The sequence below is a fragment of the Pseudomonas fluorescens group sp. PF-1 genome (assembly GCF_054481335.1).
In genome coordinates, this window is record NZ_JBTMNG010000003.1 from 39301 (window position 1) to 50794 (window position 11494).

General features: G+C 57.1%; 6 protein-coding genes and 6 pseudogenes. 5 read left to right on the forward strand and 7 right to left on the reverse strand.

What is annotated here, in order from left to right; genetic code table 11:
• Nucleotides 1-70: 70 nt before the first annotated feature.
• Nucleotides 71-250: pseudogene (locus tag ACX3YD_RS32000) on the reverse strand (nitroreductase family protein); the annotation flags it as partial.
• 304 nt (nucleotides 251-554) lie between these two features.
• Between ACX3YD_RS32000 and ACX3YD_RS32005 the strand changes: the two are divergent.
• Nucleotides 555-1285: pseudogene (locus tag ACX3YD_RS32005) on the forward strand (IS630 family transposase); the annotation flags it as partial.
• A 35-nt stretch (nucleotides 1286-1320) separates the two neighbouring features.
• Here the strand turns inward: ACX3YD_RS32005 and ACX3YD_RS32010 are convergent.
• The 6 genes and pseudogenes from ACX3YD_RS32010 to ACX3YD_RS32035 form a co-directional block, all read right to left on the reverse strand.
• A pseudogene (locus tag ACX3YD_RS32010) lies at nucleotides 1321-1956 on the reverse strand (transposase); the annotation flags it as partial.
• Between the two features lie 688 nt (nucleotides 1957-2644).
• A complete protein-coding gene (locus tag ACX3YD_RS32015) occupies nucleotides 2645-3550 on the reverse strand; it encodes a transporter (protein WP_319298043.1) in 906 nt (301 codons plus the stop codon).
• A gap of 155 nt (nucleotides 3551-3705) precedes the next feature.
• A complete protein-coding gene (locus tag ACX3YD_RS32020) occupies nucleotides 3706-4458 on the reverse strand; it encodes a glucose 1-dehydrogenase (protein WP_057006140.1) in 753 nt (250 codons plus the stop codon).
• 30 nt (nucleotides 4459-4488) lie between these two features.
• Nucleotides 4489-6084 carry a flavin-containing monooxygenase gene (locus tag ACX3YD_RS32025; RefSeq protein WP_458962120.1) on the reverse strand — a complete coding sequence of 532 codons (1596 nt, stop codon included), beginning with the start codon at nucleotides 6082-6084 and terminating at the stop codon, nucleotides 4489-4491.
• 117 nt (nucleotides 6085-6201) lie between these two features.
• A complete protein-coding gene (locus tag ACX3YD_RS32030; protein WP_319298803.1) occupies nucleotides 6202-7104 on the reverse strand; it encodes an alpha/beta hydrolase in 903 nt (300 codons plus the stop codon).
• Between the two features lie 743 nt (nucleotides 7105-7847).
• Nucleotides 7848-8009, reverse strand: a pseudogene (locus tag ACX3YD_RS32035) (transposase); the annotation flags it as partial.
• A 78-nt stretch (nucleotides 8010-8087) separates the two neighbouring features.
• On the opposite strand from ACX3YD_RS32035, the gene tnpA reads away from it, so the two are divergent.
• The 4 genes and pseudogenes from tnpA to ACX3YD_RS32055 form a co-directional block, all read left to right on the forward strand.
• Complete coding sequence (tnpA, locus tag ACX3YD_RS32040) at nucleotides 8088-8282, forward strand: IS66 family insertion sequence element accessory protein TnpA (protein ID WP_458962121.1); 195 nt, start codon at nucleotides 8088-8090, stop codon at nucleotides 8280-8282.
• A gap of 99 nt (nucleotides 8283-8381) precedes the next feature.
• Nucleotides 8382-8720, forward strand: coding sequence for an IS66 family insertion sequence element accessory protein TnpB (tnpB, locus tag ACX3YD_RS32045; RefSeq protein ID WP_319298805.1), 339 nt, complete (start codon nucleotides 8382-8384; stop codon nucleotides 8718-8720).
• A 63-nt stretch (nucleotides 8721-8783) separates the two neighbouring features.
• Nucleotides 8784-10106, forward strand: a pseudogene (gene tnpC, locus ACX3YD_RS32050) (IS66 family transposase); the annotation flags it as partial.
• Nucleotides 10107-10682: 576 nt separating this feature from the next.
• Nucleotides 10683-11417 (forward strand): annotated as a pseudogene (locus tag ACX3YD_RS32055) (reverse transcriptase N-terminal domain-containing protein); the annotation flags it as partial.
• Nucleotides 11418-11494 lie beyond the last annotated feature (77 nt).

Consider the following 11494-nt stretch of genomic DNA (forward strand, 5'->3'; position numbering starts at 1 on the left):
CAAAGTCGGGAGTGCCGGGAATACCTTGTTGCTGGCGGTCCAAGAATTTCTGGCGAAGGCGCTCTTTCAACTCTCCGGAAGCGACGAATGCTTTCCATGGCTGGGTATTGCAGTTCGATGGAGACTGCTGGGCAAGCTCGAACACCTGCTCAAGAATATCCCGGGGCACGGGCTCGGGAAGGAACCCCCTGACCGAGAACCTGGAGGTGACGGCGTCAACCAGTGTCATGGCGGGTGTGGATCTGACCATAGTGCTCTCCAGGGGAATTCTGGGTGCTGCTTTCGGCCTTACGTTAGCAAGTTACCCGCCCGCATAGAAAAGCATATTTTCTATTGAAGTTATGCTGAAAATGTATGGCTTTGCTGTGGCTGAGCTGGTGGCGAAGTTTCAGCCGCTCTATCACGACGAAGATCTAAGGGGGCTCGGGGAGGATGGTTCAGCGCCGATCGTTGGATGCTATTAGTGCGCGGCTAGTGGGCTGTCCGTAAAGTTCGTTTACCTATAGAGGGATAACAAATATACTGTGCATTCCTCCTTTTTCGGCGTATGTAGTATGGCTCGACCAGCGGCTTCTTTTTGTTTAAAACCCACTGATGTTGAGACGCTGCAAAGCTGGTTGTGCATGGGATCTCTGCCTCAAAACATTGGCCAACGCGCCCGGATTCTGTTGTTGCTGGCTAGCGGCCTCACGCCCAAGCAGGTCAGTGATCGGTTGGAAATTTCGTCGCCAGTCGTATTCAAATGGCGCAAGCGTTATCAGGAAGCGGGCCTCGATGGGCTGAGCGATCTCCCGCGTAGCGGACATCCACGCAAGCTCGACGAGGCGAAGATTAAGGAAATCCTCACCCTGACGACCCAGCGTGTACCGCGTGAGGCGACTCACTGGAGCCTGCGCCTGATGGCCAAATACGTCGGCGTTACCGTCTGGCAAGTCGCCCAGGTATGGGCCGCTGCCGACCTCAAGCCCCACCGGCTGAAAACCTTCAAGATCAGCAACGACCCACACTTTGCTGACAAAGTGGTCGATGTGGTTGGGCTATACCTGAACCCGCCTGACAATGCGATGGTGCTGTCCGTGGACGAGAAAACCCAGATCCAGGCGCTGGATCGCACCCAGCCATGCTGCCGCTCAAGCCGGGTCAGATCGAACGCAGGACGCATGACTACAAGCGTCGCGGTACGGCCAGTTTGTATGCCGCCTTCGACATCCTGACGGGCCAGGTCATCGGTCGCATTACCCAACGACACCGGGCCAAAGAGTTTCTTGAGTTCCTTCGGCAGGTAATCCCCCCATTTTTAGCACTCGCCAAAAGTAGAGGTCAGGCCGCGCGGGCCAACTTCTGTTTGGGGGTGATACCTCCCTGGGCCATGTTTGGCCGTTCGTGATTGTATGTCCACATCCAGCGAGTTGCATGTTCCTGCACCTCGGTGATCGACTCGAACAAATAATGCCCCAGCCAGTCGTAACGCACCGTGCGATTGTAGCGCTCGACGTAGGCGTTCTGCTGTGGATTTCCTGGCTGGATGTACTCCAGGCGAACGCCGCGCTTTTCCGCCCACAGAACAAGCTTACTGCTGATGTACTCCGGGCCGTTGTCACTACGGATGGTCTGTGGTTTCACACTCTTGCGAGCCGGAGTGATGAGTAGCTTGCCGGTGTACTTGCGTACGTTCTGGCCCAGAAAATCGAAGCCTTGCGAGATATGCGTTATCTGAGTCTTTTCATCAGAGAGTTCCAAACCTCGCTCTTTCAGGAACGCCTCAATTGCAGGACGAACCTGATGTTGCAAAACAGCTTTCGTGGCCCCTGTGATGATGAAGTCATCGGCATATCGTACGACGTGTATCTTGAATGGCTTACGCTTGCGCTCTGTCGAAGCCACGCTTGCATGGACGACATCTTCCAGGCCATCCAGCGTCCAATTCGCAAGTACCGGAGAGATAACGCCTCTCTGGTTGAATCGCTCCCTTGGCATCGCAATGACAGATTTCCATGTTCCGTACATGTGCCTGAATGATCGTCACGCCACCTCTATGCCGGATACCGCCAGACCAGAACCCGGGCGCCCGTCTGACTTGTCCCAGAGCGTTGTCGAGTCTCTGGTTTCGATATCGTCTGCAATTATCGACACTTCTTCGATGGTTCACTTACGTTCGTCTCAATCACTCATACCTGACTGACTCTTGGTCAGCCTTTTCCCGTGGCGCTCACCACACACGCTCTTTACGTATGCAGCCCAGGGTGGTTTGGAATCACCGCCTGATCGGCGAATCCGAGGGGCCCGCCCTCATCACAGATACAGCATGGCAGGCATCCTCCAGATGCTCTGCCTTCATGGCACACCGACAACTACCTTGAAAAACGCCGATCAACCGCTCCGGCCGTGCTGGCGCATTGGCCTTTCTGATTATGCAAGCTCAGTCGTCTTCAGGAAGCGGTACACCAGCAGCCCGCTAAAATGCATGAAAATACGCAATGCTTCACAGTGCCCTGACTGCGCCATACCCTAAGGCGCGATGCCTCAGGCCAGCCTTGGGCGCTACCCTGAAGCATCACGCGGATAAAAAAACAAACGGCCTGAATCAAGGATCCGGAGTTCATGGAGCCATTTCGAATGGTTCGGCCCACGCGCCCCGCACCATTCAGAAGAACTTTGCAAGTCGGAAGGTCAGTGTTGCATCGCGCTTGAACGTATTCTCTGCATCCACATCATGCCCGATCTCCATCAAAAACTGCGTTGTTGGGCTGAGCATTTGAGACCAGGCCGCCCGGATCGTGGTTGATTTCACATCCGAGCCATCGACGCCTTTGACCGACTCCTCCCCGCCCCGGGTTGTCGTGAATCCCAGCGAGAACATTGTCTTGGCACTCGCCTCATAGTTGAGCCAGCCAAGCATGGTAAAGCTTGGATCCTTTTCCAGATCCGCCCCGCCAGGGCCATCGTTGTTGTCACCATAGAAAGTAACGTCCCCCGCAAGATCGACCGACCATTGAGGGGCGATCTTGAACAGGTAAGCTGGCTGAATGGAGAGAGACCATCGGTTGGAACCCAAGCCCGGTTCGGAGGCAGAATAGTTGCCAGTCGGCAGGGTGAGATAGGTGGCAATGGCAAAGTAGCGTTCATGTTCGGGATCGTTCAGCGGCCAGAGCGTACCGACCAGCGTAACATCCCCGATGGAGAAGTCTTTGGTGTCGATGTCGCTACCCCCGACTCGCATATTGTTCAGGCTTCCGAAGGGTTGCAACACGTTCACATCGGCACGCATTCCGGCAATGTCGAAATAGTAAACGTAGCGAAGCAGGCCCACATTCGTGTCGAGGCTCGAGTCATCCACTTCATGGCCATGGCCATCGATATAGGTATCTGAAGTGCTGCCAAGATAATACAATAGGCCGATCTGCGTTCCCGCCGGCGCGGGCACGAAGTCATGCGGCTGCAAGTCCACCCCATACGCGATGGTCCCCGACATCAGACACTGGACAGCAGTTGTGACAAGTGTAAAATTCCGAACCTTTCTTCCGAGCCCCAGCTTCATCAGCTTCATCATTTTTCTTCCCCTTGATGCCTAATTATTTTTTATTTTTAATTTTCCCGCAGCGCCCAGCAGTTGTCCGAAGCAGAATGCGGTTTCCGACTGTCCCGATGGTTGGCTGCCGACAGGCATGCTGCCGGAAGTCCTCAGGTTCTCAGGGTTGTGAACGGTCAGTTGGCGGTGTAGCCGCCATCGACCACCAGCTCTGCGCCATGCACGAAGGACGACTCGTCCGACGCGAGGAAGAGCACTGCCTGTGACACTTCGATTGGCTGAGCCGGACGCTTGAGCAGGGTTGGTCCGAGCAGGGCCGGGCGGATGACGGAGTCAGCCAGCAGATCCCGCGTCATTTGTGTCTCAATTACGCCTGGATGCACCGAGTTGACACGGATGTTGAAGGGGGCCAGATCCACCGCGCACGACTTGGTAAACATGCGTACAGCTCCCTTCGATGCTTGATAGGCGCTGGCACCGGGGGCGCCGACCAAACCATAGATGGACGATACGTTAACGATATTGCCTTTGCCTGCTTTCTTCATGAATGGAATGACCGTCCGCGTGCCAATGAAGACACTACGCGCGTTAACATCGAAGGTGCGGTCCCAGTCCTCATTGGTCGTGTCTTGCACAGGCTTCAGAATAAGGATACCGGCGTTGTTGATCAGCACGTCGATGCGACCTGCACGTTCGATAACCTGACCCACCGCTGCATGCCAGTCAGCCTCGTTTGTTACATCCAGTTTCAGGAAGTCGGCCTTGCCGCCGCTCTTGCGGATACCAGCCACCGTGGTCTGGCCCAATTCCACATTCATGTCTGCCACAAACACCCATGCACCGTGCGAAGCGAGCAGTTCGCTGTGCGATTGCCCCATGCCCATTGCGCCGCCGGTAACGATAATAACTTTGTCTTGTACGCGATTCATGTTGCCCCCCCTTAGTTTTCAAGTGATTTTTTACTGAAACTGGAAGCCTTGATAACCTTGATTTCGGACTTCGGTGAGCTGCTGCCGATAGGCACCGAGTCCGGCCAGGTAGAAGTACACGGTGTTGGTTTTGCCTGGGATATTGGCGCCGAAAATCCATGACTCTGCTTTCGGGAAAAGCGTCATGTTCGCTATGTCCTGGCAGGTCTTGGTCCAGCAGGCCTCGGCCTCGGGCGTAGGCTCTACCGTCTTGAGGTTCTTGGCATTGGTTTCCTGAATCAGGTCGCTGATCCACTCGACCTGGGTCTCGATTGAAGGCGGCAAGTTGGTGAAGGGGCCGTTGGGGCCTAGTACCATGAACATGTTGGGGTAATTCACGTTCGCAACACCTAGGTAGCTGGTCGGGCCGGCCTTCCAGTGGTCCTGGATGGTCAGGCCTTTACGGCCTCGGATGTCGATCTTAGTGTAGTTGCCGTCCACCGCGTCGAAGCCAGTGGCGAAGATGAGCATGTCCAACTCGTGTTCGACCCTATCTGCGGTTTTCACGCCGGTGGGGTTTATCTCCGTGATCGGATTGGCCTTGACATCGACCAGACTCACGTTTGGCCGATTGAATGTTGCGTAGTAACCGCTGTCGCACAGTGGGCGCTTGGCATAAAGATCGTGCGGAGTAAGCTTGCGGGCGGTTTCCGGATCCTTGACGATTTCGGCGATCTTGGCGCGGATGAAATCCTGCGCGGCCTTGTTGGCCTGTTCGTCCGTGGCGATGTCGCAGAACGTCTCGAACATGAAACGGAAGCCGCCACCGTTTTCCCAGGCTTTCTGGAATACTGCCTGGCGCGCCTCATCAGAAAGACTCATCGCCGGCACGGTACTTTCCTCGAAGCCGAAGGCGACCACAGAGTTCTTTACCTGCTCCCAGATTTTTTCGTAGTTCTTCTTGATGTTGTCGACATATTCCTGGCTGACCGGGCCGTTACCGACCGGTACGCTGTATTGCGGCGAACGCTGGAACACTGTGAGATGCTCGACCTGTGGCGCAATGGCGGTGATCACCTGGGTACCTGTGGATCCTGTACCGATCACGCCCACACGTTTTCCCTCGAACTGAACATCCTGGGGCCAGTTACCCGTGTGGTAACACTCTCCCTGGAAGGTCTCGAGGCCCTTGATTTTTGGAATATTGGTGGCAGAGAGAAGGCCAAGTGCAGTCACGATAAACTTGGCGGTGTACGACTCGCCGGTGTCGGTGCCTATCTCCCAGAGGTTTGTAGCTTCGTTGAAATGCGCTTGCGTGATCCCTGTATTGAATTGGATATCCGGGCGCAGTTCGTGGCGATCCGCCACCGTTTCGAGGTACTTGAGAACTTGCGGCTGGGTGATGTATCGCGTGGTGATTTCCATCTCCTGCAATAGCTCTTTATCCCACGAGTAGCAGTAAACGCAGGTTTCGGTGTCTGAGAGGGCGCCCGGATAGCGGTTCCAGTACCACGTGCCGCCCACACCACCAGCCTTGTCGAAGACGCGGACCTTGAGGCCCAGCTCGTCGCGCAGTTTTTTCAGCATATACAGGCCGCCAAAACCTGCGCCAACGACGATGGCGTCGAAATTTTTTGTTGTTATCACAGCGTGTCTCCTTATTACGGCCAAAGCTCCGCCTTGCGGAAGCGTGGGCCCGCATTAATTGGTTGGAATGATGAAACCCCGGGCAGTCAAATCCGGGAACAGCAAGCGGCTATCCCGTCACGCGGACTTGAACCACTTAGCGATACGGCTGAGTTCGGCATCGGCCTCGCGGGCACGCCCAGCCAAGATCGGGAATACGTGCTGCATGCCGTCCACCACAGAAAGGGTCACGTCCCCGCCGGCGGCCTTGGATATCTGTGCCAGGTCAGTGGCGTTATCGAGCAGCGTCTCTAGCGACCCGACGGCGACATACAGGCGCGGAAAGCCCCGGTAGTCGGCCTTAAGTGGATTAGTAAGCGGATTGGTACGAGACACAGTCTCGCCGAGGAACATGCCCGACATACCCTGCAGAAGAGCTTTACTCACCAGCGCATCAGTTGCGTGGTTGGCCTCAAGGGTCTTGCCAATATGCTCCATGTCGAGCCACGGGGAGAGCGCGATGACGGAACCCGGCAAGGCAATGCCGTCGTCACGCAATTTGAGCACTGTTGCGATGGCTAGGTTGCCGCCAGCCGAGTCACCGCTTGTCGTAATGTTTTGTGCCTTGAAGCCGCGAGCGAGAAGCTCGCGGTACACCGCAGTCGCATCCTCCAGTTGTGCGGGGAAGGGATACTCGGGCGCCCGACGGTAGTCGATGATGACCGCTGTGACACCCAATTGCTTTGCAAGATGTCCTGCAAGCTTGCGGTGGCTAGCGGCTGAACCCACCGCGAAGCCGCCCCCATGGGTGTACAATATTACTTTCGAGGAGTCGGCTCCTGCCGGCAACGCCCAGATGGACTCGACTCCAGCGACAACATCTGATTTGTAGGTCACGCCCTCGGGTTCCAAGGTAGGTTGGTGCCATTCGTCAAACAGACTGCGTAAGTCAGCAATTGTCAGATTAGGATTGGCCGCCATACGGTCGGTCCAGGACTGGTAGAGCGCGCGCAGGAAATCTGCTTCGGATGAAATATTCATGGTAATTGTCTCTATTATTATTGTGAGTGTGGAACAGCTAGCACGTATACTGATTGTTGAACCGATTGGGGGTATTGAACGTTTTTTACATTTTTTGGAATAGAATTGCTAATCATGGAGCTGTCTACCGCTCGCCAAACCCTGGCTTGAAAGTTGTACAAAAGTAACCAGCCTACTCGATTGTCCCGCTAGTCGGGTAGCCCCCAGGCCATTGCTGGCCTAGGGCCCCTAAGAACCGTACGTGCGACTTTCATCGCATACGGCTCAAGCCGTTGTAAGCCCGATCAAGAGCCGATCTATCTGCCTTGATTGCTTCTGGGTACAGATGGATCTTCACAATCCGCTCTGAGCTGGTCAGTTTCCGCTATACGGACTCAGGCCGCGGACATGGGAAACCCATGCTCTTACGCGCTGACCTGCACCCTTTCAGGCCCAACCTCATCTTCGCTCATGTGTTCAACGACCACGCAGAAGTCTGCCTGGTTTCCCGTGGAGTAATGTTCCAACCCCTATCCGAACCATTACAGCCCGGCATTCGCTTTCTCTGCGATCCCATACCCGCACCGCCAACAGCTCACCTTACGGTTCACCTGCCACAAGGGCAGCAATACGGGCTTACCACGTTCCTTACCTGTCACACGTCCAGGTTAGAGCCTGCCTTTTTGCCGGAAGTCTGATGACGACGTATTCCCACATCCCACAGAAATAACCGACCGGGCGCTTCGCAGGGTTCATTCCCCGCATTAGGGGCGCACCTCTCCTGCAATCATTAACTGTTTGCGCACCATCCACAGGTTCGACAGCGCAAACAGCGTGACCTGCTGGGCTGTGTTTTTCACCAAACCGCGAAAGCGCACCTTGGTGTAGCCGAACTGGCGCTTGATCACACGGAACGGATGCTCGACCGTAAGCGTCCAGCCCGCCCACCTTTTGCTCGAACACCCCCGGCCCGCATCCTCTGCATTTTTCAGCAGGGGATTCACATGGAAACGATGCACGCGCGGCGCGAGTCCTGGGCTCGGCATGTTCAGGCCTGGCGGGACAGCGGGCTGACGCAGGTCGCCTACTGCCATCAGCATGAACTCAAACCCAAGGCGCTGGCCTACTGGATCAGGCGCAGCAAGCAGGCCCAGTCCGCTGACTCTGGTGCCGCTGGCGGTGCAGGGGCCATCCGTTAGCGGGGAGTTGCTGTTGCAGCATGCCAGCGGCTGGCAGATGACGTTGCCGGCAGGCGTCGATGCGGTCTGGCTGGCCGGGTTGCTGCGGGGGATGGTCTGATGCTGACGCCCGCACAGGTTTGGCTGGTGGTCGAGCCGGTCGATATGCGCCTGGGGATCGACGGGCTTTCGGCGCACGTTCAGCAGGCGCTCGGACGTCAACCTCGCGACGGTACGGCCTATGCTTTTCGTAATCGGCGCGGCTCGCGGCTCAAGCTGTTGCAGTGGGACGGCACCGGTGTGTGGCTGAGCCAGAGGCGTCTGCATCAAGGCCATTTCCGCTGGCCCGGCGCCGGCGACAGGCTGTTCACCTTGACTCAGGCGCAGTGGCAATGGCTCATCACCGGCGTCGATTGGCAGCGCCTCGATGCGCTGCCAATGGAGCATTGGAAGGTGTGACAAATAACACCTTAGGGCCAGTATTTACGGGTCTTTCAGGCGCCTCTAAGGTAAAATTCGTGCATGCCTTTAACCGTCGAACTCGCCGCCCTTAACCTCGATCCTGCCCAGCAGAAAGGCGTCGCAGCAGCCGTCTTGCCGCTGCACGCCGAGGCCGAAAAGCTACGCGCCCAAGCCAAGCTCGATGCCCTGAAAATCCAGGCGCTGACCTTCGAGCTGGCGCAGTACAAGCGCATTCGTTTCGGCGTCAAAAACGAGGCTCTGTCGCCGGAGCAGCGGGATCTGTTCCGCGAGACGGCTGACGCCGACTGCGCCGCCATCGAGGCCGAAGTCGAGCAGCAGGTGCCGGAGCTGCGCAGCCAGCGCCAGCGTGCCGGTCGCCAGCCCTTGCCGGAGCATCTGCCGCGCATCGAACACCGTCACGAGCCCGCCACCTGCACCTGCGGCCAGTGCGGCGGCGAACTGGTCAAGATCGGCGAAGACGTCAGCGAGCAGCTCGACGTTACGCCTGCCAAGTTCTTCGTGCACCGCCACATTCGTCCGCAATACGCCTGCCGCCCGTGCGAAAGCATCACTGCCGCGCCGATTCCACCAGCAGTGATCGACGGCGGCATGGCTGCCCCAGGCCTGATTACCTGGGTGCTGATCGGTAAGTTCCTCGATCACCTGCCGCTCTACCGCCTCGAACAGATCGCCGCCCGTGACGGTGTCACCCTGGCCCGCTCAACCCTGGCCGAGTGGGTCGGGCGCTACGGCGTGGCCTTGCAACCCTTGGCGGATCGGCTGCGCGAATTATTGCGACGACGACCCGTGCTGCACGCCGATGAAACGCCCGTGCAGCAACTTGATCCCGGCAAGGGCAAAACCAAATGTGCTTATCTCTGGGCCTACCGCAGCAACGACCTGGACAAAGGGCCGCGCATCGCCGTGTTCGACTATCAAGCCGGACGCAGCGGTGAGCATGCGCGCGACTTTTTGGGCGACTGGAAAGGGCACCTGGTGGTGGACGGCTTTGCCGGCTACAAGGCGTTGTTCGCCTTGGGCGTCCATGAGGTCGCTTGCATGGCTCATGCCCGACGCAAGTTTTTCGACCTGCACGCGGCCAACCAAAACCCGGTGGCCGCCGAGGCCTTGCGGCGCATCGCCGAACTCTATGCCATCGAAGCGCGCGGCCGCGACCTCGACGGTGCCGCACGGCACCTACTGCGCGAGCGAGAGGCCCTGCCCAAACTGCAGGCCATGCACGACTGGCTCCAACTGACGCGACAAGGCGTGGCCAACGGCAGTGCCCTCGCCAATAAAATGGACTACAGCCTGAAGCGCTGGACTGAGCTGTCGCGCTACGCACGTAGCGCCAACCTGCCGATCGATAATAATCCGGTCGAGGTGCGACACGAAGTCGCTTAATGAAGTTGTTCCCCACCGCGGGAACCACCCGTGTCACCGGGTGAATCTAGAAGGCTGAATCAAGAGCGCCTTCGACAATGGAACGAGGCACCGCAAGGTGCGGGGTACCAATCGTGAGAGGCGTACCCTTCTGGCAGCCATAGCCGGACAAGGGCTAGATAGTCGGTATGGTGAACGCATGTGAATCTGCGCAACGATCGTTAAGTTGAGCGAGCGGAAATGGCTTATACGCTCGAACCAAAACGGTAATGGAGGTGGGAATAGCGTCTTTCGACTACGCGTTCGTGACCCACATGCCTCCCGGTCGATAGCAGGCACCTAACCCGACGTACTTCAGTAAGCGGAACGTGGAAATCCCGTATCGCTCCCATTGGGAAAGCAGTTTGCAAAAACTGCCCATGGCGGTGCGGGCGAAGGAACGAGGAAAAAGCGAACGCCAGCCTGTAACGGGCTGGATAGAGGTTGAAACATCACCTTACGCGAAAGCGGGCTGACGTCCTCATGGTCTCTCATCACAAGAGAGTGTGTAGAACCCTTTCAACGGAGGGAGAGCAAATGAACGCAGCAGCATTGGCGTGTGCACCTTCCGGCACGTCGTGGGACGGCATCGATTGGATCGCCGTGCAACGTCGTGTCAGAGGGCTGCAAGCGCGTATTGTGAAGGCTGTACAGGACGGCAGACATAACAAGGTGAAAGCCCTGCAATGGCTGCTGACTCACTCGTTCAGTGGCAAGGCATTGGCCGTGAAACGAGTGTCTGAAAACAAAGGCAAAAACACTCCTGGGGTCGACAAGGTTACTTGGAATACGCCCAGGGCCAAGATCGGTGCGATTACGTCGTTGAAGAGGCGAGGCTACTCGCCGCTTCCGCTTCGGAGAGTCCTTATTCCGAAGAAAAACGGTAAGACGAGACCTCTCGGGATACCCGCCATGAAATGCCGGGCCATGCAGGCGCTGCATTTGCTGGCTCTGGAACCCATCGCGGAGACCACCGCCGATCCGAACTCTTACGGGTTCAGGCCGGAACGCTCAACAGCGGATGCCGCAGCGCAGTGCTTTGGTGTGCTGTCACGAAGAGCAAATGCGGAGTGGGTGTTAGAGGGCGACATTGAAGGCTGTTTCGACAATATCAGCCATGACTGGTTGATCGCCAACATCCCTACGGACAAGGCGATTTTACGGAAATGGCTCAAGGCCGGTTATGTCTACCAAAGCAAGCTGTTCTCCAGCCACGCCGGAACACCGCAAGGAGGCATCATAACAGCGGAAACAATAGAGCAAACTCTCGAGTAAAATGGGGCTTGCGCATTAGCCGGGATTGCCTGGGCCCCGGGTTTGCGGGATGTCCGGATGTCGGGATTACCCTC

Excerpts from the sequence above, each read along its gene's own strand:
- ACX3YD_RS32020 (WP_057006140.1), bottom strand. The coding sequence starts at position 4,458 with ATGAATCGCGTACAAGACAAAGTTATTATCGTTACCGGCGGCGCAATG.
- tnpB (WP_319298805.1), top strand. The coding sequence starts at position 8,382 with ATGCTGACGCCCGCACAGGTTTGGCTGGTGGTCGAGCCGGTCGATATG.
- ACX3YD_RS32030 (WP_319298803.1), bottom strand. The coding sequence starts at position 7,104 with ATGAATATTTCATCCGAAGCAGATTTCCTGCGCGCGCTCTACCAGTCC.
- ACX3YD_RS32015 (WP_319298043.1), bottom strand. The coding sequence starts at position 3,550 with ATGATGAAGCTGATGAAGCTGGGGCTCGGAAGAAAGGTTCGGAATTTT.
- tnpA (WP_458962121.1), top strand. The coding sequence starts at position 8,088 with ATGGAAACGATGCACGCGCGGCGCGAGTCCTGGGCTCGGCATGTTCAG.